This is a genomic window from Prevotella sp. HMSC073D09 (assembly GCF_001814145.1).
Taxonomy (GTDB): Bacteria; Bacteroidota; Bacteroidia; order Bacteroidales; family Bacteroidaceae; genus Prevotella; species Prevotella conceptionensis.
Map to the genome: position 1 here is coordinate 96,289 of NZ_KV815108.1, position 24,942 is coordinate 121,230.

General features: G+C 48.1%; 20 protein-coding genes. 6 read left to right on the top strand and 14 right to left on the bottom strand.

What is annotated here, in order from left to right; translation table 11 throughout:
* Positions 1–264 precede the first annotated feature (264 nt).
* Positions 265–1,185, bottom strand: a complete 921-nt coding sequence (gene lipA / locus HMPREF2955_RS09530) for a lipoyl synthase (RefSeq protein ID WP_070722948.1) — start codon at positions 1,183–1,185, stop codon at positions 265–267.
* Between the two features lie 273 nt (positions 1,186–1,458).
* Here lipA and fldA point away from each other — a divergent pair, with 273 nt between their 5' ends.
* The 5 genes from fldA (at position 1,459) to HMPREF2955_RS09555 (ending at position 5,202) form a co-directional block, all read left to right on the top strand.
* Positions 1,459–1,953, top strand: a complete 495-nt coding sequence (fldA, locus tag HMPREF2955_RS09535) for a flavodoxin FldA (protein ID WP_019187151.1) — start codon at positions 1,459–1,461, stop codon at positions 1,951–1,953.
* A 283-nt stretch (positions 1,954–2,236) separates the two neighbouring features.
* The gene (locus HMPREF2955_RS09540; RefSeq protein ID WP_070722950.1) at positions 2,237–2,800 is read left to right on the top strand and encodes a flavin reductase; all 564 of its coding nucleotides are present in this window, start codon (positions 2,237–2,239) and stop codon (positions 2,798–2,800) included.
* 338 nt (positions 2,801–3,138) lie between these two features.
* Positions 3,139–3,678 (top strand): hypothetical protein, encoded by a 540-nt coding sequence (locus HMPREF2955_RS09545; RefSeq protein ID WP_070722952.1) that lies wholly within the window; start codon positions 3,139–3,141, stop codon positions 3,676–3,678.
* Between the two features lie 135 nt (positions 3,679–3,813).
* A complete protein-coding gene (locus tag HMPREF2955_RS09550; protein WP_070722954.1) occupies positions 3,814–4,215 on the top strand; it encodes a hypothetical protein in 402 nt (133 codons plus the stop codon).
* Positions 4,216–4,305: 90 nt separating this feature from the next.
* Positions 4,306–5,202, top strand: a complete 897-nt coding sequence (locus HMPREF2955_RS09555; protein ID WP_070722956.1) for a hypothetical protein — start codon at positions 4,306–4,308, stop codon at positions 5,200–5,202.
* Between the two features lie 1,831 nt (positions 5,203–7,033).
* On the opposite strand, the gene HMPREF2955_RS09560 is transcribed toward HMPREF2955_RS09555, so the two are convergent.
* From HMPREF2955_RS09560 to HMPREF2955_RS09590, 7 genes are all read right to left on the bottom strand, one after another.
* The gene (locus HMPREF2955_RS09560) at positions 7,034–7,783 is read right to left on the bottom strand and encodes an exodeoxyribonuclease III (RefSeq protein WP_070722958.1); all 750 of its coding nucleotides are present in this window, start codon (positions 7,781–7,783) and stop codon (positions 7,034–7,036) included.
* Positions 7,784–7,787: 4 nt separating this feature from the next.
* The gene (locus HMPREF2955_RS09565; RefSeq protein ID WP_070722960.1) at positions 7,788–8,432 is read right to left on the bottom strand and encodes a DUF4840 domain-containing protein; all 645 of its coding nucleotides are present in this window, start codon (positions 8,430–8,432) and stop codon (positions 7,788–7,790) included.
* A gap of 75 nt (positions 8,433–8,507) precedes the next feature.
* Positions 8,508–9,089: a GTP cyclohydrolase I FolE gene (gene folE / locus HMPREF2955_RS09570; protein WP_009231494.1), complete on the bottom strand. Its 582-nt coding sequence runs from the start codon at positions 9,087–9,089 to the stop codon at positions 8,508–8,510.
* 49 nt (positions 9,090–9,138) lie between these two features.
* Positions 9,139–9,831: an SPOR domain-containing protein gene (locus tag HMPREF2955_RS09575; RefSeq protein WP_070722961.1), complete on the bottom strand. Its 693-nt coding sequence runs from the start codon at positions 9,829–9,831 to the stop codon at positions 9,139–9,141.
* Positions 9,832–9,996: 165 nt separating this feature from the next.
* Positions 9,997–12,069 (bottom strand): BT_3928 family protein, encoded by a 2,073-nt coding sequence (locus HMPREF2955_RS09580; RefSeq protein WP_083317689.1) that lies wholly within the window; start codon positions 12,067–12,069, stop codon positions 9,997–9,999.
* Between the two features lie 78 nt (positions 12,070–12,147).
* Positions 12,148–12,705, bottom strand: coding sequence for a DUF1599 domain-containing protein (locus tag HMPREF2955_RS09585; protein ID WP_070722963.1), 558 nt, complete (start codon positions 12,703–12,705; stop codon positions 12,148–12,150).
* 229 nt (positions 12,706–12,934) lie between these two features.
* The gene (locus tag HMPREF2955_RS09590; RefSeq protein ID WP_070722964.1) at positions 12,935–13,342 is read right to left on the bottom strand and encodes a hypothetical protein; all 408 of its coding nucleotides are present in this window, start codon (positions 13,340–13,342) and stop codon (positions 12,935–12,937) included.
* A 372-nt stretch (positions 13,343–13,714) separates the two neighbouring features.
* On the opposite strand from HMPREF2955_RS09590, the gene HMPREF2955_RS09595 reads away from it, so the two are divergent.
* Positions 13,715–15,148, top strand: coding sequence for a CCA tRNA nucleotidyltransferase (locus tag HMPREF2955_RS09595; protein WP_070723018.1), 1,434 nt, complete (start codon positions 13,715–13,717; stop codon positions 15,146–15,148).
* Between the two features lie 1,610 nt (positions 15,149–16,758).
* Here the strand turns inward: HMPREF2955_RS09595 and HMPREF2955_RS16600 are convergent.
* The 6 genes from HMPREF2955_RS16600 to HMPREF2955_RS09620 all read right to left on the bottom strand — a co-directional run bounded on the left by HMPREF2955_RS16600 (position 16,759) and on the right by HMPREF2955_RS09620 (position 24,941).
* Positions 16,759–17,040, bottom strand: a complete 282-nt coding sequence (locus tag HMPREF2955_RS16600) for a hypothetical protein (protein WP_210401302.1) — start codon at positions 17,038–17,040, stop codon at positions 16,759–16,761.
* 324 nt (positions 17,041–17,364) lie between these two features.
* Complete coding sequence (gene ccsA, locus HMPREF2955_RS09600; protein ID WP_070722966.1) at positions 17,365–18,153, bottom strand: cytochrome c biogenesis protein CcsA; 789 nt, start codon at positions 18,151–18,153, stop codon at positions 17,365–17,367.
* Entirely contained in the window at positions 18,150–19,382 is a 1,233-nt protein-coding gene (locus tag HMPREF2955_RS09605; protein ID WP_070722967.1) for a cytochrome c biogenesis ResB family protein, read from the bottom strand. The genes ccsA and HMPREF2955_RS09605 overlap by 4 nt, the downstream gene beginning before the upstream one ends.
* Positions 19,383–19,749: 367 nt before the next feature.
* Complete coding sequence (gene nrfA / locus HMPREF2955_RS09610; RefSeq protein ID WP_070722969.1) at positions 19,750–21,234, bottom strand: ammonia-forming cytochrome c nitrite reductase; 1,485 nt, start codon at positions 21,232–21,234, stop codon at positions 19,750–19,752.
* 83 nt (positions 21,235–21,317) lie between these two features.
* The gene (gene nrfH, locus HMPREF2955_RS09615; protein WP_070722971.1) at positions 21,318–21,920 is read right to left on the bottom strand and encodes a cytochrome c nitrite reductase small subunit; all 603 of its coding nucleotides are present in this window, start codon (positions 21,918–21,920) and stop codon (positions 21,318–21,320) included.
* A gap of 570 nt (positions 21,921–22,490) precedes the next feature.
* Positions 22,491–24,941, bottom strand: coding sequence for a S9 family peptidase (locus tag HMPREF2955_RS09620; RefSeq protein WP_070723021.1), 2,451 nt, complete (start codon positions 24,939–24,941; stop codon positions 22,491–22,493).
* Position 24,942 lies beyond the last annotated feature (1 nt).

The window sequence follows — 24,942 nt, forward strand, 5'->3', positions numbered from 1 at the left end:
TAAGGAGTTATGGAGTTAAGCCAAATGCTTTGCCGCTTGTGTTTGTAGGTGGTGTCAGGCTAATACAGGCTAATAGGACAAGTCAGACAAGTCAGACCTGTCCGACCTGTCCGACCAGTCCGACCAGTCCGACCAGTCCAAAAGCTAGAACGAACTACAAATCTAGAAACTGCTCGGCTGCTTTAAAGGGCGTTAGCCATCTTTTCACCTTTTCACCATTTCACCTTTTCACCCTTAAAAGGCGTTAGCCATCTTTTCACCCTTTCACCTTTTCACTCTTTCACCTTTACTCTTCCCCTCCAACTTCTTTTTCCGCACCAGCATACTAATAAACGACTGCTCCGCCATGTACGAAGAACGCACAAAGGGAGAGCTTTCGGCGTTCTCGTAACCTATGCGCACAGCAGTTCGCTTGTACGCCAAGAACATGTCGGGGTGAACATATTCCACCACATCCAATTGCTTTTCGCTGGGTTGCAGATACTGTCCGATGGTTATCATTCGGCATCCCACGTCGTAAGCCTCTTGCAATAGGGCGTTCACTTCTTCCTGCGTTTCGCCCAAACCCAACATTATTCCAGTCTTAGTGATAAAGCCCTGCTCGGCAATCTCACGCAAAGTACCCATGCTATTGCGATAGGTAGCGCGGTGGCGAACGCTTGGCGTAAGCCTTTCCACCGTTTCCAAGTTATGCCCAACGATGTCGGGCGCAGCCGCTAACACCGTTTGTAACTCCTGCCCGCGATAGTCGGGGATAAGCACTTCGATAATAATCTCCGGACAAAGTTCGCGTATCCGGCGGATGGTTTCAGCCCAATGAGCCGCCCCCTTGTCGGGTAAGTCGTCGCGATCTACCGATGTTATCACACAATGCCTTAGCTCCATCGCCCGCACACTACGCGCAATCTTCAACGGTTCGTGAGGGTCGGGCGGCAAAGGATTTCCAGTTTGCGTGGCGCAAAATCGGCACGCACGCGTACAACGGTCACCCAATATCATGAAGGTAGCCGTTCCGCTTTTCCAGCAATGTCCCTTATTCGGGCATTTTCCACTACTGCATATCGTGTGCAAACCATTCTCTTCGAGCGTTTTCTCTACAAATCCGTATTTCTCTCCACCCTCAATCTTGGTGTAAAGCCATTTAGGTTTTCTCAGATAAGGTTTGCGTATAGATTGTTCTTCCATTGTATAGCACATTTAGGCTGTTGTTAATGATGTTGCACGCTGTACTCCGCATAGCGTGGACGTAACAATTTGCACGACAAAGATAAGGTTTTTAACCTAAATAGAAGAAGATACAAGGCACTTTTTTGCGCCCCATCCTTGGGACAGTCCCATACATTTTTTGTACGTGCACGAAAGAGCAGACCGAGAAGTAAGCAAAAATAACATTCATACGCATTGCGAATGAACATTTATTTTTATCTTTGCAATACATTAATCACAAACAGATAAACGATGAAAAAAACAATTGTTATATTCGGTTCGTCAATGGGCACCTGCCAAGGCATAGCCGAAAAAATAGCCGAGAAATTGGGCGTGGAAGCCATTAACGTGGGCGACCTAACTGCCGACGTGCTTAACGAAAACGAGAACCTGCTGCTGGGAACATCCACGTGGGGTTCGGGTGAGATGCAAGACGACTGGTACGAGGGTGTGAAACTGCTCGACGAGGTTGGCCTAAAAGGCAAAACGGTGGCCATTTTCGGCTGCGGCGACTCCAATTCCAACGCCGACACGTTCTGCGGAGGAATGGCCGAGCTGTGTGAAGCCGCCACTAATGCGGGGGCTAATGTGCTCGAAGGTGTGCCTACCGAAGGCTACACATTCGAAGACAGCCCTGCGGTTAAAGACGGAAAGTTTGTTGGACTGGCTCTCGACAATGAGAACGAGGCCGACAAGACCGACGAACGCATCGATGCTTGGCTGGCACAGATTAAGCCCGCGTTGTAATGTGGGCAAACCAACGTGGCGCGAGCCGTAGGTAAAACCGTAAACGGAACTAGCGGAAGACCATCTTACGCTAGGTTTCCGTTTACATACTTGGTGCAAAAGAACAACGCATCTGCCCCTACAATCTGCGTACGCCTCACTATCGCAACAGAAGGCCTCTCACAAAAAAGGTAGCGAAGTAAATACTGGAAATGGCCGTCCCTAAAAGGAAAAGACCAAATGCAACGCGGCTCATTCGCCGTCTGCAAACAACATACCACCACATCAAACCATTATCTCAACAATGAAGGTAAAGCTAGACACAAAGAAGTTCTATCCTGGGTACCCTGTCTTCATCGTCTCGTATTATGGCAAAGACGGGCAGCCCAAGCTCTCCACACTGTCTTCATCGTTCAGCATCGGCAATGTTTTCGCGATGGGGATGCATGCCAACTCGTACCTTTCCTCTTGCATCAAGCATAAGAAAGGGCTGTGCATCAACTTCTTAACCCGAAACCACCTACGAGCCATTGAACGCGCAGGACTGGTATCTAATTTCGATTGCGAAACGAAAACAGCCGACACAGAGCTAACATTCTCTAACAACGAAACCACCAATTCACCCTACATCAACGAGGCATCCGTAGTTCTAGCCTGCGAGACGAAAGACGAAACAACCCTTCGCGACGAAGGACTTAAAGTGGTTTTGGCAGACATCCGGGAGCGATTGTGCGAGGAAAGGCTGATTGAGGACGGCCATTTTAAGTATGAAGAGCTAGACCTGCCGTTGCTGGAGGCCGATTCAAGCGGCATTTTCTACCGTTTCATGAATAAGGAATTGCAAAAAGGAGGGAGTTTCTTCAAATAGTTCCTGATACAAAAGAGGCCAACCCAAGCATGCTGCTCGGATATTTGGCAGGCAGGGCAACATGACGCTCCGCAAACCCAAAAACGAGAAATTAAGCAGCCGAACCCCTGCTTGTTTGCCCCTCGTGGCGACTTTGTGTTGGCATTTACTACCACGACATCATTGGAAACGGCATTCGTCTCCCTCCAAAAAGGTTCTACACGTTTGCAACGTGTCCAGTAAACTATTCGCATTTCATCAGATTACAGGAGGCATTCCGTACCCTCATCGCCCTCAAGTGTCCCTAATGGAACGCACGAAAAAGACCACTGCTGCCATAAGAAACAAAAGGAAACTATATGGGAAAGAATAAACTTTTAACCATTGCCCAATCAATAACCCTTGCATTGGCGATGGCTAGCTGCACCAATAAGCATCCTTATCAGGTAAGGCAAGACTGTTATGCTGCCATCGAAACCTATGTTGCAAGCCATAAAGAATACAACAGTTTCTTATTGCTATCCACCCGAAAGCTTTTCAACGAGGATGGAACTCATCCCGGGTTCCTTATCGGACCACTATATAAAGGACTTGATAAAGAGCTGAAAAACTTTGCACCTATCGAGTTTTTAGAGGTTGATGGGAAAAAAGTCTATCTCTTTTCTGATGTTTCGTACCTTACTAACAACGACAATAACCCCATAAACAACTATTGTAAACCCGATAGCACATTGCTGTTAAGCTACGACAACCAACAGACTTACTGCCACTATCGCCTGGTGAACTATCTGAAAAGGGCAAAACTTTTGTTCTTTGAACAAGGTAAGTTACGCATATCCAACTCGCCCGACACCCTGTATTTACCCACGATAAAGATAGATTCCATACGCAAGTTCTAACGAACTAACAGCATCATTCTTGTTGGCTGTATGGGGTTAATGCATTATTTTAAGCCACACCGCTTTTAAGCGATAACAACAAAACAACTAGCATACAAAGGTTTCATAGCCTTGCAACTTTTTCAATTTACCGTTATGGCACATTTCAATATCATTGATAGAATATACTTTGCGGGCGAACGCAGCCAAGATAGAGGCGACAGAAAGGTTAGCGGACCAGGTGGAATAATGGCTGGTTTACTATTCCCTTTACTCATATTGTTAGACAAATTGAATAAACTACACCTGCTGCCTTTTGGTAAGCAACTCTCAGTACTTTATGTATGCGGTTCCTTTTGTGCCCTTTTCTTCGGCATTTGGAGGTATTATGTAAAGTCGGGTCGGCACGAACGCGTGATGAATTATTATCGCGGAAGGGCAACAGACACCCCTGCATATAACTATGCGTACATCATCGGGTGGATAATAGTGTGTGTTGTTGTTACATTGATAATAGCCCAATGCAATATTTCTCTACCTCCAAGACGGGTTTTATAGCGCATCTTCAATTGTTGCCGATGTCTTTTAGAGTAACACAGCAAACTGCATGATGAAGCTTGAATTGGAAAAAACACTTAAACAAAACCCATGATGAAAGAACAAATAATAGAACTGTTAAAGCAAGGACGTAAGTTAGAGGCCGTAGCCACGGCACATCGTTTGGGCGGTGGCACGTTGCTACAGGCCAAGCGATATGTTGATGCCGTGGAAAGGGAAACACTGAACGGCAATTCGCCAGACGATAACGACCGGGTGGTGCGCAGCTGGTCGGTGAAATACGATGGTGGCAAGCCCGTTTCCATTACCCTACGCGACCAGCATGGCGAACGACAACTTGTTGAGGGCACGCTAGAATGGAACGCGATACTAGCTGAAATTACACAGACGAGAAATGAACGCGATACAACGACAGACGTAAAGGGTAAGCGATGGAGATTCTCATGGTGGTCGAAACGCAATCAAGAGCGCATGGCCAACGCCAATACGTCCACTCCTTCCAAATGGAAGTTCTATCTACCCTTTGGTTTGGCTCTCGTGTTGTTTTTTGGTTTTATCACCTTTTTGACGGATTGTACCTATGGCTACGTGGGGTTGTTGCGCCAAGCGGTTATGTCTCTTATCATGTTTCTTATTACTTATGCAGGCTATTTGTTGGCCATCGAGAAAAAGGAAAAATGGTATTCGCGTCTTTGGGGGGTGGTGATATGCTGTGCTAGCTGCGTGTTTGGGGGAGCTCTTGGCATTGCCTTGGTGAAAGACCTCTGTACCGACAGCCTGAAAGTGTATCAAGGCGAAGTGAAGGTACACCACAATACTGGGCGTGGAGCCACTCGTTATACCGTGGAATGGGCAGGCGACGACTCCCATTGGTGGACAGAACATGGCATAACCCGCAGCATTTATCAAGAAATGCAGGGGTATAAAAAGGCTCGTGTGGAGTATTGGCAAAATTCGGGCGTGGTAAAGCGCATACAACCGCTGTAAGTTATAGGCAAACAAAATACGATTTGGAACGCACGTTCCACCTGTCGACAAAGCAAACGGCTGATAACTCCCCAACTCATCAACTAGCCAACCAACTCTCAACTTACAAACTTATCAACTCCCAAATTCACCAGCTCATCAATTCACTAACTCACCAACTCTCAATTCCTAAACTCACCAGCTCATCAACTCGCCCTCTCAACTCCTAACTGTCAAACTCCCCAACTCGACCCACCAACTCTCCAACTCATCAACTCCCCAACCAACTCATCAACTCTCCAACCAGCTCTCAACTCACAAACTCCCAAATTCACCAACTCACTAACTCACCAACTCTCAATTCCCAAACTCACCAGCTCACCTTCTTAACTCCCAAACTCACCAACTCAACCCATCGATCCATCAACTCACCAACTCTCAACTCCCAAACTCCCAAACTTCCCAACTCATCAACCCACTAACTTGTCAACTCGCTAATTCATCAGCTCCCCAACTCATAATCTTAAAAACTTACGATATGTTTTACAAAATGCGATTTGTTTTCCACCCATTCTAGCGAAGTTGAAACGCTAAAAGCGTGCAATTAGCTGCTTTTTTCAGTCTTTTATATCTCTCTTTTTGTCTTCTTTTGAGAAAGCCGACTGCGTTTTGCACCATTTTGCCTTTCTAGTTTAGTTGCCAGCTCATTGTTTTTTACGCCCAACTACCCGCTTTTATACCCTAAAATCCAACTTTTTAACCACTATTTTGCCCTTTTCGGCCATGTTTTTAATGTCTCCAAAGGGTTTTATCTATACCATTGCAGCGGATATTTATGCTTTTCGTATCGCATTTTGCGGCATTTTGAACTGCATTTAGCACCATTTTGCCTTGCGTTTTGCACCAAAATGCACTGCATTTAGCACCAAAACGCAGTGCGTTTAGCGGCATATTGCACTGCGTTTAGCATCAAAACACACTATATTTTGCTGCAAATTGCCCAAAAACCAGTGCAAATGGCGGTGCTTTTAAATAAAAATTCATTTTGCCGCATTCGCAAACCACCCCTTTTTTGCATCAAAACCAACCCGTGCGAGAATCGTTTTTTTGCGGCAAGGTGAGCTGTTGGTGGATTATAAGCCACTCATAATGTTAAAATTTATGCTCAAAAGTGGACAAAAATGGGGTGGAGCGTTTATAAGTTGGGGGGGTGCCGAGTTCGTAAGTTGACGAATTCGCAAGTTTATGCCTTTACAAGGTGGTAGATTTTTCGAGCTGGTGCATTTACACGTTGACGAGTTAATATGCTGGAAAGTCTTATGGTTTTACGGGTTTATTAGCAGGCAAGGTAACCCGTTTGCACGTTAACAAGGTAGTAGATTCTACTAGTTGGCGAGTTCGCAAGCAGACAAGTTATAGTCAAACAGAATTGGATTTGCAAAGCCATAGGTGCATCGTAAACAAACAAAAGTCCTCTTTATCCTCTGTGCAAGGGTTTATTGATGCCGTGCTACGCAACGTCTTGCATCCTTCAAACAACAATTTTCCAAAAGCAATTCTGTTTGACTATAACAAGTTTATGTGTTAACATGCTGGTTAGTGTTGTTGCACTAAGCCTATATCCTGCACATTACACCTTATTATTTTTATGGCGAGGTAAAATCTTTTAGTTCGATTGTTTAGTCGTTCTAAGGTCTTTCTATGGCCTTGTTGTGCGAGTTCTAGGCGTGGTAAATGCACATCAGTGTGGCTCCACGTTGTTTCTCTTTTTGGTATGGACACAAAAAATCCACCTCATTTGCCACTAAGCGGTAAGTTTACAGTGGCAATGAGGTGGATTAAACGTATGTAATTACTTCAAGAGTAGTTCCACAGGACAGTGGTCGCTGCCCAATATGTCGGTATGGATTTTGGCGTCTAGCACTTCGGCTTGTAGGCGATTAGACACAAGGAAATAGTCGATGCGCCACCCCGTGTTGCGTTCGCGTGCCTTAAACCTGTACGACCACCAACTATATGTAACCTCTTCGGGATATTTCCAACGGAAGGTATCAGTGAAACCTGCATCTAGAAGTTGGGTCATCTTTTGGCGTTCCTCGTCGGTAAAACCAGCGTTGCGCCTGTTGGTCTTGGGATTTTTCAAGTCTATTTCTTGGTGTGCCACATTCATATCGCCGCAAACAATCACTGGTTTACGCTTATCCAAGTTGTGCAAATAGGCCTGAAAATCGTCTTCCCACTGCATGCGGTAGTCTAGTCGGCGCAGCTCCTCTTGCGAATTGGGCGTGTAAACCGTTACCAAAAAGAACGTGGGCATCTCTAAGGTGATAACCCTTCCCTCGTGGTCGTGTTGGTCGATGCCGATGCCGTAGCTAACGTTCAGGGGTTTATGGCGCGTGTAAATGGCCGTGCCCGAATAGCCTTTCTTGTCGGCATAGTTCCAATACGATTCGTAACCATCGAACTGTAAGTCTAGCTGACCTGCCTGCATCTTTGTTTCTTGCAGGCAAAAGAAATCGGCATCAAGCGCTTTAAAGGTGTTCTCAAAGTCTTTGCCAACCACAGCGCGTAGTCCATTGACGTTCCAAGAAATAAACTTCATGTGCCTAATTAATCTTTTTCCCTTGCAGAACGACAGGATTCTTAATTTCGTAAGGGGTGTTCTCGTACGTTATTTGCTTTACAAGCAAACGTATAACTTGCTTTTCTTTGTAGTATTCCAGCAATTGTTGCACTTGCTGATGCTGCATAGAACCAAATTGGATGACATTTGTAAATGTCAGTTTGCCAGGCTTTCCGGCAATCGTTATGTCGAAATCTTTGGCTGCAATGGGGCTTGCCAAGTAATAACCCTTGTTGTAATAGTCTTCCAGCGTGTAATTGGGCAGCTTTAATTTCATCTTTACCTCAACGGGGTCTGCCGCGCCTAGCTGTTTTACGAAGGTTTCAGAGGCACTGACCGAGCCTGTCAAAACTCTAACGGGGAATTTGTCAATAACAAGTATCGTGTCGTTTGTGACACTCCAAGCGATTTTCACCGAGTCGATATCAGTGGGCTTTGGACCCTTGACAAACTTCAACTGGCCAGAGTAATTACCAACAATGGAACTCATGATAACCGTTTGCTCTGCCTTTGTAATTTTCTTATACTTCGGTTCTTCACCTCCGTTTCCGCCGCTAAGACATGAACTGAGCGACAGCATGGCCACGCCGAATAAGGCGACGGCAACCAAATTCAATGTTTTTTTCATCGTGTTCTGTATTATTGTATTTATAATTTAAAGCAGGATTAACGTAGAACTTGCATCTAAAAGATATAAAAAATGTTATTTTGGGCGTATGAGGTTCATAAACTCTTCGCGCGTTTTGGCTTGGTTGAAGGCACCGCTGAAATCGCTGGTGGTGGTGATGGAGTTTTGTTTTTCCACGCCGCGCATCTGCATGCACAGGTGTTTGGCCTCTACAACCACCATTACGCCTAGGGGTTTAAGCGTGTCTTGTATGCAGTCTTTTATTTGTTGGGTCATTCGTTCCTGCACTTGCAGGCGATGGCTAAATATGTCTACCACTCGTGCTATCTTGCTTAGGCCCGTGATGTAGCCGTTGGGAATGTAGGCCACGTGTACCTTTCCGAAGAAGGGCAGCATGTGATGTTCGCACATCGAGAAGAAGTCGATGTCTTTAACGATAACCATTTGGTTGTATTTCTCTTCGAAGAGTGCATCTGTAAGCACTTTGCGAGCATCTTGTGTGTAGCCGCGGGTTAGTACCTGCATGGCCTTTGCCACGCGCATGGGCGTTTTTTCTAATCCTTCGCGGCTAGGGTCTTCACCCAAAAGGGCTAGCACTTCTTTGTAATGTACGGCTAGCTGGTCTAGCCCTTCTCGGTATTCTGGTTCCAAGTTCATGTTTCAGATAAGTGGCTTCTTTATGTATGTCGTTGCATGTTGGGCAGTTTTAGTTCTGCACCGTTATCTTTCCTTTTACGATGACAGCCTGCTTGTAGCCCATGGCTTGTATGGCGTTGAGCATGCGTGTGGCCTCTTCTATGCTGCGGTAGTTGCCCACGCGGCAAATCCATCGTGGCGAATAGAAGTGCACGTAGATGGGTTGGTCGGGGAAGGCTGCTTTTATCCGGTTGCCTATTTGCTGTGCGCGGTTCTTGTCGTCGCGCGAGTTTCCGCCGGCGTATGCCTGCACCCGATAGCCGTCTACCTTGTATCCGCCCACCATCACCTTTTTGCGCGTGTCTATTACGGGGATGTTCAGGCCGTCGCCATCGTCGCCGAGGGCGTTATTCTTTTGTGTGGTCTCTTTTTTGTTGGGTTCGTTCTTGCGCGTTTGTTCCGTTTCGCGTTTCTCGTTAGGCTGTCGCGCAGGGCTCTCCACCTCGGTTACCGAGGTACTTTTCCCACTGTTGGCCGTGCTGCCGTTGGCGGTTTGGGGTATGCGTTCGTTGGAATTGGGGTTTGCCCACTTCCCTGCGCCGCCCTTTCCGTTAACCAGCTGTTCTATGGCGGCACTCTGAGAGATGGTTACAACGCCTTGCGTCTTCGTGTCGCGTCGGCGTAAATGGTCGGTAAAGGTTTGCGCCTCCATCGCAATGACGGTGCAAATCCAAGTGAGAATAACGGTTACCAGACGTTTCATTGTTGTGGGGTGTTGAGGGTTACGCTAGGGCGAAGTGGCCTGTTGCCGACCAATCCGCACGTTTGCCGCATTTGGAAAGTGGATGAATAAATTGGCGAGACGACACGCCCGGCACACTTTCGTAAGCCGAAAGTGCCGCTTCGCCGCATTAGCTATTGCTTGTTGTTATTTCTTCCAGGCATCGATGATGCCCTTGAAGTCGGCGCATTTCAATGCTGCACCGCCGATAAGGCCGCCGTCGATGTTGGGTTTGGCAAACAGTTCGGGTGCATTGCTGGGCTTTGCGCTGCCGCCATAGAGGATGGAAGTGTTCTCGGCTACCTCGTTGCCATACTTTTCGGCGATTGCCGAACGAATGAAGGCGTGTATCTCTTCGGCTTGTTCGGCCGTTGCAGTCTTGCCTGTACCGATGGCCCAGATGGGTTCGTAGGCTACGATAACGTTGGCAAACTCTTCGGCAGAGAGGTTAAACACCGAACCTTCAAGTTCAGCTTTCACCACATCGTTTTGCTTATTGGCCTCGCGTTCGGCCAAAGTCTCGCCGATGCAGAATATCACCTTCAACCCGTTTTTAAGTGCCAAGAGCACTTTTCCCTTCAATATTTCGGGTGTTTCGTTGTAGTATTCGCGACGTTCAGAGTGTCCGAGGATAACATATTGTGCGCCCGTGCTCTTCACCATCTCGGCCGAAACCTCGCCCGTGTATGCTCCTTTTTCCTTGTCTGCGCAGTTCTCGGCGCCCAAACCAACGAGTTGGTTGTTTAAAACGCCTGCTACGCTAGCCAAATGAATGAAAGGTGTGCAGATGATAACGTCGCAATTGGGTTTGTCGGCGGCCAAAGTGTCGTTCACTTCCTTTGCCAAGGCCAGTCCTTCTTGCAGGTTCAGGTTCATTTTCCAGTTACCTGCTACGATCTTTTTTCTCATTTTTCTTTTTTTCTTTAAGAGTGTATATAGTTTATTGCGTTTTCTTTGTTTCTTTATCCATTTGGTCCATGCCCATAGGCGGTCGGCCAAGGTAAGCAAGAACAGCGGAAACACGAACCAAAGCACTATCTTGGTGATGCGTGTCGTTACGCTAGTGGGGTCTATTTTGCCGATGCTAAGCTTGTCTAGTGGGGCGTTCAGCGTTTCTTGTTTGGGCAAGGCGTTGTGGCTCCATTTGTTAATCACCACACCATCTTTAATAAGTATCAGCCCGGGGTTGCTCCTTATCATCGTTTTCAGCGTAGTGCCGTCGGTGATGTAGAAAGGATATTCGGCCCCAGTGAGGTCTTGCCAACGGCTGATGGCGGCTTTTCCGCTGGCGGTTAGGCACATCATGGGCACGTTATGCCGTTTGGCGTACTCGTATATTCGGTCTATCGCACCGAAGTTGGTGTCGTCGGCTTGCTCTAAGAAAGGCGAAATCAGCAAGAATGTGTAGCCCTTACGGCTCAATACGTCTTCTGTTATGTCGTTGCCTGTGGCCTCGTCGGTGATGGAGAAGTCGTGAATGGGCGGTACGTAGCCCTCTTCGGTTTGCACGGTCTTGCTGTCTACGAAGGTCCAAGTGGAGTCTGGGTAGTTGTCTAGCGTAAACTCGCGCGTCTCTCCGTTCTTGCTTAGCACGAAGGTTGTTTCAAATTTGGGTTGTTTTGCATCCGCAGGAATTTCCATTCCCTTACGGATGTCGGCTCCGATGTGGTATGGACGGAAGTCGAATGGGGGGAGCGTGTACAGGCTCCACGCGCTCGACACGATGATAAAGAACAGCGTATAGTTGGTAACAATCCATTGATTGGTCTTTGAAATGAACCTCACCATGCGCAGCGGCCATCTTGCCACCACTATGGCGGCCAGCAACAGCACGATGTTTTTTGCCAAAGTCTGCCCATTGCTCAGATGAAGGGCATCGCCGAAACAACCACAATCCTTTACAGGACTAGCAAAGTATATCCACACCGTGATGAGGGTCATCATGCCGATAAAGCCCAACAGCAGCTTTGAAACCAAACGCCGCTGTATGGCGAAGAGCAGATACACGCCCAAAGCGAACTCTGTGGCGGACAAGGCAACGGATGTGAAGAGCGTGAACCAATCGGAAACGAAGCCTAAAAGGCCAGCGGCCATCAGGTAATCGTTTATCTTATATTGTGTGCCAAGTGGGTCGATGGCCTTTACATAGCCCGACAACACGAAGGTTGTGGCTATCAACAGCCTGCACACGTTGGTAAGTATGTATATCAGTCGTTTCACATTCAAAATGCTCTATTGGCCAGTTGGTGCGGCATATACGATTGGTTATCGCTTTTAGCAAAGCCGCAAGCATGGTCTTTATCGTACTTCCTTCTCTTTTAGTTTAATGGCTCCAAACACTGCATAGTTGATGATGTCCATATAGTTGGCATCGATGCCTTCGCTAACAAGGGTGTCGCCCTCTAAGTCTTCCATTTCCTTTATGCGTTGCAGTTTAGTTAGTATCAAGTCGGTATAGCTGCTAACGCGCATTGTTCGCCACGCCTCGTCGTAGTCGTGGTTCTTTTTTAGCATCAGTTGCAAGGCGTCGTTGGCGTATTGGTGATACAGGGCAAGCGCCTCTTCGGGCGTGAGGTCAACCTCGTCGGCAAAGCCTTTGTCTAGTTGAATTAGGCCGATAATACCATAATTCACCAATGCGATAAACTCAGGTCTGATGCCTTCGTTCACCATTGCCGTTCGTTTTATTTCGAGCGAGCGTATGCGTTTGGCCTTGATAAAGAGCTGGTCGGTAAGCGATGTGGCCCTCAGAATGCGCCACGATGCGCCATAGTCGTGCAGTTTTCTTTCAAAAAGGTCTGCACACTCTTTCAGCGTTTCCTCAAACTGTTTCTCTGTCGTTGCTTGTTCTGCCATCGTTCTTGTTCTTTTGAGCCTCGGTGAGGTAGGGTAGGGCGCATCGGTAGTGCATGCAAGCTTGCTTTTACATTGCCGAGTGCAGCCTAATTTCTGCAAAGTTAGTGCCAACGAGCGCAATAAAAAGCTTGCTTTTATATTGCCGAGTGCAGCCTAATTTCTGCAAAATTACACATTATTCAGCAAACGGCAAAAGAAAAGGCACGAGTTGTCGTGCCGTGCGCGCCAATCATTGCGCCTGCTTTTTCTGAATGGCCTTCACCATTTGACAAAGGGCCTCGTATCGAATTTTCAGCGAATCGCGCCTAACCAAAAGCTCCGCCTTACGCTGTGAGGTAAGCTTTCCTTGTTTCAGAGCCTGCTCTTTAGCTTGCAAAGCCGAGTCGGTGCGTGCAATGTCGGCTTGTGCCAACTTCAACGATGCCGTTTGCCAAATCCCCAAAGCCGTTTTTCGCGCATTGATGGCACGCGGAAAGCGGTCGCGCAACACGCTAATTGAGTCGAGTACGTCTTGATAACGCTCTGCCTTATACAAGCTGTCTATCTTGGCTAGCAGCGGTGCCGCCTTTTCGTCTTCGCTCTTTTCGCAGCTAATGGTTAAGGCAAACAGAGCCAAAAGCAAAAGTATCTTATTCATATTTCTTAATTATATGTACTGTATGGGGTACCATCTGCAACACCCGATGTGGCACATAGGCGATAACCGCCCTGTTTTGCGCATCATTAAAAACGCGCTGCCAGCCATGTACCTACGTCTCATCTGGTGTTTGCACGCACCATCATGGACAAAAGTAACAATAAAAAACGAAACCGCCGAACTATCTGCATGTATTTTAAGGCTTATTCGATAAAATGCACTTCATTTTGTGTTCAGGCGCATCCGTTGTCGCTTTTCAATTGGCGCTTATGCCCAACATCTGTCAGCCTGCACGTCTAAAAACGTGTTTGCAACGGGCTACTATCAACTTTTATGCGTAACTTTGTACCCACAAAAAGACTTGTATTTAGCATGAAGATATTATCCGATGCCCAACTGGCTGAACTCCTAGACCAAGACATTTTCCATAAAATAGGCGATGCGGCAGATGCCCTCGGCGTGCCTTGTTATGTGGTAGGAGGGTATGTTCGCGACCTTTTCTTGGAACGAGCGTCTAACGACATCGACGTAGTTGTGGTGGGAAGTGGCATACAAGTGGCCGACGCACTGCGCAAAAGCCTTGGAAAGAAGGCGCACATATCGGTGTTTCGCAATTTCGGAACAGCCCAAGTGAAGTTTCGTGGTTACGAAATTGAGTTCGTTGGAGCGCGAAAAGAAAGTTACAGCCACGACTCGCGCAAGCCTATCGTGGAGAACGGAACGCTGGAAGACGACCAAAACCGCCGCGACTTTACCATCAACGCTATGGCCGTTTGCCTTAACGCCGAGAACTTCGGGCAGCTTATAGACCCTTTCGACGGCCTTTACGACCTCGAAGACGGCATCATTCGCACGCCGCTCGACCCCGACATCACTTTCTCTGACGACCCCCTGCGCATGTTGCGGTGCGTGCGGTTTGCCACCCAACTTCGCTTTTTCATCGAAGACGAAACATTCGATGCGCTTACACGTAATGCCGAACGCATTAAGATTGTTAGCGGAGAACGCATTGCCGACGAACTAAACAAGATAATGATGACACAGCAGCCTAGTCGCGGATTTGTGGAATTGCACCGCTGTGGCCTGCTGCAACTCATCCTTCCCGAATTAACTAGGCTCGATAATGTGGAAACGCGCAATGGCCGTGCGCACAAAAACAACTTCTATCACACGTTGGAGGTGCTTGACAACATTTGCCAACACACCGACAACTTGTGGCTGAGATGGGCAGCCTTGTTGCACGATGTGGGCAAAGCGAAGACAAAACGTTGGGACCCGGCGGTTGGATGGACTTTCCATAACCACAATTTCATTGGTGCAAAGATGGTGCCCGACTTGTTCAGGCGCATGAAACTGCCCCTCGACTCGAAGATGAAGTACGTACAAAAGCTTGTAGACTTGCACATGCGGCCCATCGTTATTGCCGAAGACAGCGTTACCGACAGTGCCGTTAGGCGACTGATGAACGATGCGGGTGACGACACAGAAGACTTGATGACGCTTTGTGAGGCCGACATAACAAGCAAAAATCACATTAAGAAACAACGTTTCCTAGATAATTTCCGCATTGTGCGCGAAAAGTTGGCCGACTTGAAAGAACGTGATTACAAACGTTTGTTACAGCCAGTGATTGATGGAAACGAGATAATGGAGTTGTTTCATCTTGGTCCTAGCCGTGAGGTGGGCACGCTGAAACAAACGCTTAAAGATGCAGTGCTAGACAATCGTGTGCCTAACGAGCGCGAACCGCTGATGCAATTGCTGATGCAGAAGGCTAAGCAAATGGGCTTGGAGACAGCACGGTAAAGGCTGATGTTGCGCCAACGGCCTGCTTGGCCGATAAAAATAAGGATGAATTGTGCGGTGTTTAGATAGCTTTATGCAACCGCCAATTCATCTTTTTCTGTATTATATCTGGCTCTTGTGTGTAAATGCTGATGGCGGCATTTGTTGTTGAACCCAATAGGTTGTTATACCGTTTATCAATTATTTTTGATTGTTTCCACCACTCGCTGTTCATCTTTCGTTTGCTTGCCGGCAGCTTGCCTGTCTTGTTCTCTCTACGTAGCCCGCTGCGCCTTCAAGAATAAGGCAAACAATATGCTCAACATTCAAACAAAAATTGCATGTCTCAAACAACCGATTTGGGTTGAATTAAAGTGAAATTTATGCTGAAAAGTGTGCTATTCGCATCAAAACGGCCTCTATTTGCTGCAAACGGTACTGCTGTTCACATCAAAACACGCTGCAATGAGTTGCTACATGCAGTGCTGTAAACTGCAAAGCGCAATGCGATATGCCGAAACCGTCTTGACTTTTAATCCCAATCGGCCGTTAAGCCGCTTGCCATTTATTTTAGGTTGTTTCCTTTGTCTGCTGTTCATCTTTCGTTTGTTTGTCGACATATTGCCAGTCTCATTCTCTTTATGTAGCTCGCTACGCCTTCAAGAACAAAACAGGCAATAGGCTCAACAATCAAACAAAAATTGCACAAGCCCTAGCAACCGATTTGGGCTTAATGTTTCCGTAAATTAAGAGGAGCTTGTTGTCTTTGTTGGGCCAACATAAATACACTCTCCTCTCCGTCTGCGAAATGCGGTACAAATCAACTCTCTGGTTTACAAACTCGCGAAAAACCGACAATACCCGAACACGGCAACTCATCAATTTGCAAACTCATCAACTCATGAACTTGCAAATTCAAAGACCCATCAGCTCAAAAACTCACACCCTTAAATTGTTGCTTTTATTTTACAATACTGTTCTAGTTCTCGCTTCGTTCTAGCGAAAAAATGGGGTGAAAAGTGGTTAAATGGCCACTATTTCTAGTCTTCCACGTCTATTGTTTTGTCTATTTTCGAGAATACAGCCTGCTTTTTGCACCATTTTGCCTTTCTAGTTTGGTTATCGGCTCATTATTTTTTGCGCTCAATAACCCACTTTTAGCCCTTAAAACCCCACTTTTTAATGGTCATTTTACCCATTTTAGCCCTGTTTTTAATGGTGGGAATGGGTTTTGCCTATACAACTGCAATGTATATTTATGCTTTTCGCCTCGTATTTAGCACCATTTTGCCCTGCATTTAGCACCATTTTACCTTGCGTTTAGCACCAAAACGCAAGGTGTTTTGCATCAAAACGCACTGCGTTTTGCGGCAAATTGCACGCATTTAGCAGCAAATTGCACTGTATTTAGCTGCAAATAGCCCGAAAATGGGTGCGAATTGCAGTTTTATGCAATGCGTATTCACTTTGCTTGCATTTGCAACAAGCCCCCTTTTGCCTCGAAACAAACCTTCGCGAGAATCGATTTTTTGCGGCAAGATAACGCTCGGTGAGCAGAAAGGGCACTTATAATGTTAAATTTCTTGCTGAAAACTATACAAAAGTGAATGTGCCGAATACACGTGTATGGGCTACGGAACGGCAAGCAGGTACGTTTGCGGACGGCCAGCGCATGTTGTTGCAGTGTATGCAGCCCACAGCCGACGGCGAGAGCAGCATGGAAATACAGAGAACATCTGCCATTTGCAGCTTGTCTTCAGCCTGTGGGAGATACATGGAATAACTTCTGTCTGGTCGCCTTTTAGCACATAACAGCGTTCTGCCTCAGGCGGATGAGGCTGTATCTCTGGCGTTGTGGTATCTTTGTCTGCCGTTTCGTACCTGTGAGGCGTGCTTATCCGAAATAGGTTCATTAGTGCCTGTGCAGATTTTTTTGATTGTTGAGCATATTGCCTATCTTATTTTTGGAGGTGTGTAGTGGGCTGCGTTGAGAGAAATAAGACAGGCATGATGCCCACAGGCAAACGAAAGCTGGGCCGTAAGCGATGGAAACAGCCTAAAAAATGATAAGCGGTATAATGACCGATTTGGAGGGTAAGCAAAGGCATGGCGCTTTACCCCGAACTGAGGATATATTGGAGAACTTGAATAGACAAAAAGCCGTTGGCAACGTTATGCTGCCAACGGCTTGTAATGTGGTTTGTTTTTTTTGCGTGTGAGCACTTATGCTCTGCTTTCTAGCCCAGGTTGTAGGTGTGCACACTCGACCCCATAGCGGCAGGCAGGTAGTTTATTCCCCACCAACACATTTGCAGGAGTAGGAATGAAACGATGAGCATGTAGAGCGCGGGGCGCAGGTGATGGGGACGCGAACGGCGGAAATGCACGTAGGCTAGGTAGGCAAACCATGTTACGGCAGCCCATGTTTCCTTCGGGTCCCATGCCCAATAATGTCCCCAAGCCTCCTTTGCCCAGAGCGCGCCCATGAGCATGCCAAGCGTCATAAACGACAGGCCAACGTAAACAAGGTTGTCGGTGATGTCCATTTCGTCGTCGGTGGCTGGTCTCTTCTTAACGAAAAGCAGGTAGATGGCCATCACGGTAGCCGCACCAAGCAGGGCGTAGGCGAACATGTAGACTATGACGTGCGGTGCAAACCAAGGACTTTGCAAGGCGGGCATCAGCGTCTTGTTGTGTATTTCAGGTTTCACCACGTTGACAACGATGAACACCGTGGCCAAGATAGTGCTGAAAGAGAGTATCCACTTGTAGCGCCAACGCAGGTAGACTACCATTCCGGCAAAGGGAAGGAATAACGAATACCATAGACGTGTTTCGCCCATCGTGCGCAAAGGGGGGCGTTCGAGCGACACCCACATGGCTACGATGTAACCGAAAAACACCAACAGGCCCGCAATGGTGGCACTAAGAGTGAGCGTTTTCTTGTCTTTCCAGGCGGCGTATGCGCCAACAGCCCATAGCAAAACGGCCACAAGGGCGAAATAGGGGAAGTGATTCCAGGTCATTCTTTGGTCTCCTTTCTGCGTTGTAACGACAAAAACATAAATACGGCACCGAGCATCATCATGCCCAAACCTGCATATACAAAGGGTAGCCACGGGTCCCTAACCAGTTCTAACACGCTGGTTTCGCTCCATCTGCCCATCGAGGTGTCGTATGATAGCTGATAGATTTTCCATCCTTCCACGCTTAACGGGCTGTTTACCTCTATGTCTGCGAATGCGTGCAGGCCGGCTTGGGTCATCAGTTCTATGCGCGAGAGGTAGCGTTGCGGTTCGCGTTCGGGCATGGCGATGGATATTTTGCCGTCTAGGCTAAGCACTTGGTAGGGAAAATGGTAGCTTCCGCAGGTTACCCAGCCCGTTCTCTTCACCTTTCCATTGGGCGAAGTGGCGGTGATGTTTATCGCGGTCACCGCTCCCGACGAGTGCCAAGGCAGGTAATTGGTGGTGTCGCGGGTCATCAGAGGGGCGGCCTCGTCGATGCACTTGTTTAGTTTGATGCGCCAACCTTGCAACTCGCCTGTCTTAAAGGTGCTGTCTACAACGATGGTTGCGGGCTTATCCTTGGGTATGGGGTCGCCAGTTTTGCCGTTTACAAGCATCAACTTGGGGGGATATTCGTAGATTTCGAACTCTTTAAGCTGTATGGCAAGGGGCATTTCGACGATTTTTCCTTGGTCGTTGGTGGCTCGCCACTCGGGAGACGACTTGTGGATGGTCATTTTGAGGCGTTGCATGTCGGCGTTGCCTAATGTTGCGCATAGCATAACGATGAGCAAACCGGCGTGATTGAGCATGAAAGGCACGTCGCGCCACTTGAAGTGCATGGCCTTGTTGATGGTGGCTTGCGCCACAATGACCGACACCCAGATGTAGATAAGCACGAAGGGCCAGAACGAAAGCATGCGCGAAAGCCCCAGAGGGTCGGATGCCGGGTGCCCGTCGGGCACCTGTTTGGTAAGTCCCATGATGGCTGTAAGAGCCACGGCGTAGGCTAAGGCTGGGATGGCCGAGGCGTACGAGGATAGGAACTTGAAGGAATATACCTTGTTGCGAAAAGCATATACAAGGCTCATGGCGAGGAGATAGCCTGCCAGGATGATGAAGTTGACGGGAAATGAAAGGTTGTTCCAGGCTATCGGCCCTGTGCTGAATTGCAACAGTAGGCCAACTAGCACAAGTCCGGCTCCAACTGCGAAGCCTTCAACCATCTTCCATGGTCGTGTCCACATAATGGTTTGTTGTTTTTGTTTGTTAGTTATCGTTTTATCATTCGTACCGAATGGGCGTGAAAGCGGGTGTTTGCTGCTGTTGGCGTGTGCGTGAATTGTGGGGCGTTCAAAAGAGCAAGGTTGCTACTAGGGTATTAAGAATATGTCCTTTGAGAACCAGCTCGCATGCGCATACCTATTTATATATAGGAGTGGCGGGAACTGAAAGCACGCCAAAGCGGTTGTTTCCCACAAATGGATTTGCCGCAAGTGGAGATGCCTTTTATAGACACCATAAAGGAGTTGAGGCCTTTTTATGAGCCTTAACCCCTTTATGGTGGATGCTGTAACATGTTTGTTGTTTGCAAATCCTTAGTCGGCAGTGCTGTTACAAGTCGAGCGCACGCCCTGCGGCCTTGGCTTTCTTAATCCATTGCGGCACAACGGTGTTTAGGAATTTCTCCTTGTCGGCCTCTTTCTGTTTCATGTCCAGTCCGATGTAAGCTTGTGCTTTGGCCTTTGTAGAGATGTCGGGCATGGGCACATCGGCCGTATATCCATGACGGGCAAGCACCTTTGCCACTTTCAGGCGTGCTTGGTTAGCGAAGTCGAGACTGTGCGAGAGGATGCGCATGATTTCTTGTGGAGCGTGGAAAGCGGCTCCGTGCGAGGCAACAGCAAAGTCCCAACGCCATTGGCTCTTGCGCAGGAGGTCGAGAACGGGTTTCATTTCGGCCTCGGTTGCACCCTTGTCCCATGCGAACTTGGCTTCTATGTGTGCTGTGGCCAATTCGTTTTCTACGCGGTTACGTATTTCGTTGCACTTGCGTTGGCGTTCGTACACGTTCTGCCTAAGCGTTTCTGCACTCTGGCGGTGACAGGTTTGGCATGTGCGTTCGATGTTGGCCAGGGGGCTCATGATGTGGTGGTCGGTGTATTTCACGCCGCCTTTGCTCATGTATGGCATGTGGCAATCTGCACACGAAACGCCGCGTTGTCCATGAATACCCATCTGGTGAATTTCGTATCCAGGGTGCTGCGCTTTGAGGATGGGTGCACGGCTTAGTGCGTGCGTGTAGTCCTTATAGTTCATAGCATCGTAATACTTCTCCATAGCCTCAACTGTTATACCACTATCCTGTGGGAAAGTAAGGTATTGTCCGTCGCCCTTGAAATAGTATTCTGTGTGACATTGTGCGCAAACCAGCGAGCGCATTTCTTGATGGGTGGCCTTGTTAACGTCTTTGCCAACGCGTTGCCAGGCCTCGTACAGTGCAGGCCGTGCGGGTTTGAGGTCCATCGTTTTGGAGTCGTGGCAATCAGAACAGCCCACGCTGTTCATTATCTGATCTCCCCACTTCGACCACGGAGCCTTGTAAAAATTGGCCAAGCCTTGCTCTTTCATCACGCGTGGCACATCAGGACCTTTACAAGTCCAGCATGTTCCTGGTTGTGGCTGTTTGCCTTCGGTTACTCCAGGGGCACCTGTACGTAGTGTTCTGCGCACATCTTCAACAGCATGTTGGTGTCCACGGGGTGTGGCATAGTCCCACGAGAAAGAATAACCAGCCCAAAGTATCACCATGTTGGGACGTTGGGCAAGCACGTCTACGGCTTGTGAACTGTTAAATTCGCTTTTGAAAGTTGTGTCGGCCGTTTGTTTCCACGTTTCGTATTCGCGTGGGAAGTCGCTTGCGAACTTCGAGTTTTCAGATACGATACCCTCCATTGGGGTTTTTCTGTTGTTGAAGATGCTAACCACTTCGGCCCTGCGCTCTAAGAGCGACGATACGAGAAGGCCTAGGATGAAAACGACAACCATTGAACCTCCGAACAACAGCCATCCTTGCCAACGTTTTAATTGCTTTGCCATATCTATATCTTATTTGTTTTTAGTTTCGGTTTTCATAATGTTTTTGCTCACGCGTTTAGGCGTGGTGCATGAATGTGTTTGGGTTACTTGCCTTTCTTTCCGAGCATGCCTTGCAGCCAATCTGGCACAGGCGACTTGGGTAATGGCACTTCTGCATTGGGCGTAGAGGATAGGGAGTTCATTCCGCCGTGTGGTACGTCGCGGTGACAATCCCAACAAGCCATGCCTTCTCCGCGCTTGGCCATCATGTAATTGATGCGCCCCGTGCGTACGAACTCTTGGTTGAGCTGGGTGTGGCAACGTATGCAGTTGTCCATTATCACCCCTGCGCTGGCATCTTCGGCTGTTATTGCCTGCCGCTCGTTGAAGGTAACGAACTTGCGAACATGGTTCATACCGTCTTTCGCCTTGAAGTAATACTTGGCGAAGATGTTGTCGTGAGGCACGTGGCAGTCGTTGCATGTGGCGTCGCGACCATGCGAGGAGTGCATCCATGTGGCGTAATAGGGTGTCATGATATGACAGTTTACGCATGCCGAAGGGTCGTCAGTGAGGTATGTGTGCATTCTAAGGAGGTACATGAAAAGCCCTCCTAGACCTACAATCAATCCTCCCGTCACCAAAAGGAATATCTTTTGGCGGTAGCTGAATGCCGATAAGATAGATTTTAGCTTGTCTTTTATCATGTTCGCTATATTTTCTTTGTGCAAATATAGCAAATAAAGCGCAATACGGCTTGTGCAAGCGGCATGATTTTTGAGGTGGAACGCTAACTTTAACAGGTGTTAAGAACGTTGATTTAAACGTATTTTAACGCGCAAATCCTTATAAATAAGGATGTTTAAAGCGTGTGTTCGTACACAATGCAAAAGTTGTCTTTTACAGATTTAAACACTTACAAGTGCCTGTTTCATTGTGAGATAGGGCGAAAGGATGGGGTGTGGCGGTGTTCTTCTTGCGGATTTTTGTTGTTCGTTTTACAAACAAGGGCTCTCTACATAAAGACGTTTCTTGGCGTCTTTGTTTTCTGTTTGAGTGCATGTTGTTGGAATGTCCTTGACTTTTAAGATTGAAGGGGTCTTGACTTTCAATCCTCCTGAGCAAAGATAAGAAAGGGAGAGTGGTAAAGATGACCTCATTTCTGCACGGATAAGGCCTAAAATCCAATGAGGGAAGTTTTAGAGCTTGCCTTAAAACAAAATCGGGTTAAGTTCAGAACGCTGAACTTAACCCGATTTTACGGTGTTTATTTTGTGTTATAGTTTCTTTTCAGGATAGAGTGCTTGCCACCATGAGGGGTTGTTTTGCAAGTAACGAGCGAACCATGCGAAGATGGTGTTCTGCCATTTTATGCGCTTTTGGTAGTCCATGATGGTGTGGTTCTCGCCGTTTACCACAACAAATGCCGTGGGCCTGCCCAGTAATTTCAAGGCTGTGAACATCTGAATGCTCTCGCCGATGGGCACGTTGGTATCGGCATTGCCGTGAAGGAAGAGTAGGGGCGTGTGTATCTTGTCGGCGTTGTACAGCGGACTTTGGTCGACATAGAGGTCTTTACGTGTCCAAGGATAGCTGTTTGCCATCGACACCTCGCTGTAACTATATCCCCAATAGCCCTCGCCCCAATAGCTGGTATGGTCGCTTATGCCTGCGTGCGATATGGCTGCGGCGAAGATGTCGGTTTGGGTTTGCAGGTATTGGGTCATAAATCCGCCGTAAGATGCACCGATGCAGCCCACGCGCTTGGGGTCTACGTATGGATGGGCTTTAAGAAACGCCTTTGTTCCTTCGATAATGTCTTCGGCTACACCTTTACCCGCAGTGTTGACATGGCGCGAAGCGTGCGTCTGTCCGAAACCGGCGGCACCGCTGGGATTAACCAAATACACCACGTAGCCTTGCGCAGCATAGAGGTTCAGGGGATAACGGCTCTCGAAATAAACGCTCACGGGCGAACAACCACCATAGTAGTTTACTATCATGGGGTACTTTTTGTTCGGGTCGAAGTGTGGGGGAAGATAACAACGGCCCGAGATGGTGTCGCCACGAGACGAAATGAAGTTCCACGGCGTACACGTTCCTAGGTCAATGTCTTTTAGTTTCAGCTTGCTAAGGTCTTCCAATAGGTTGCTCTTTCCGTTGTCTAAGTTCAGCGTGTAAAGCCTGTCCGAATTGGATGCGCTTTCTCCATACCACACGGCCTGCGGCGCATTGTGGGCGAAAGAAACCCTAGTAACGTAGTCTTCGGGCATGTCGAGTCGGGTAAACTTGTTCGTCTTGGGGTTCAGGCGGAAAAGCTTTTGTTGGTCTTTATCCAATGCCGTGAAGTAGATTTGTCCGTCGCGCGGGTTCCACGAGAAGTTTTCGATGCTTGGATTGAAGGTCTTTGTGAGTGGCGTTACGGCCTTGTTGCTCACGTTTAGGGCAAAGAGTTGATAGTCGTACATGTTGGGTGTGCTGCCTTCGGGTACGTTTTTGCCCACGCCGTTGAATGCCTCGGCCGTGGCTTTAACCAAGAGTACCGATGCGTCGGGCGAGAAACGCGCCTCCGAAAGAAAGCCTTCGTCGTGGGCAACGCATGTGGTTTGCATCGTCTTTACATCTAGCTTGTAGAGCGAAGAAACCGTTGTGGGGCGTTTTTCCAATCGACTACGCGACACCATATATAATATATAGCGCCCGTCTGCCGATATGTCTTCGAGCGAAACGTTGTGATAGCCGAACGTAAGCGGCCTGGTCAGTCCTGTTTTCAAGTCGACGAGCGACAAATTCCATCGTGTTCGCCAGCCTGGTTGCCTGTCTTCGGGCTGTGTAATCTCGTAGATGTCGGCATCTTCTTTTGGTCCTTCTTGCGAAGTGCTTAGTATCAGATACTCGCCATTGGGTGCAAGCGTGATGTTACCTTCGCCAATGCCTGTGGCCAGTGTCTGTTCGCGCCCCGTTAGTGGGTCGGTAACAATGATGTCGCGCCCTTCACGTCCCTTGCGTATGGTGTAAAAGCGGTTTGTTCCGGGTATCCAACTCATCGATTCGTCCGTCTGGCGCATGATGGTACCTGTTTTAAGGTCGGTCAGTCGCCACGAATAGCGCGTGTAACCGCCGTCCATCACGTCGTAATAGTTGGTGATGAGGTAGCGCCCGTTGGCAGATAGGCCTAGGCGATAGTATTGCAGGCCGTTTTGGATGTCGCTCAGCGTGAGCGTTCGGCGTGTGTCTGTGTTGGTTGTAAGGCTGTCGCCCACGTTGGTTAGCCGTACAGAGAGGTTGTAGGTAGAGTCTTTCTGACTCAAATACTTTATCACCACGTTGTGGGTTTGCGGTTGCAAGGCCACGTCTGATGGTGAAACCAGCTTGTTGTCTACGTACACCTGATAGTGTTTCAGGCCTTTCAGCTCGATACCCACCTTGCGATAAGCAGCGTTTTGGATGTTGAATTGCAGCAGGTGCAGGGCATAAGGGGCAGCAGATGTGGGTGCGTTGCCTGTGTTTACGATGCGGCCTTGCTGCGCCAAGCTAAGGTGAAGGGGCGTGTTGAGCAGCGACTCGGAGGCGAACCGCTTTTGTTGCGCATCGGTGCTGTCTATCAAAACGGGCGCAGGTAGGTCAAAAGGGCCGGCATAGCGGAATGTTTTCACGTCCACATCGTTAGCCAAAGCGGTTGTGAAGGCCATAGTGCAGGCCGCGAAAAGTAGTGATTGTTTAAGCATA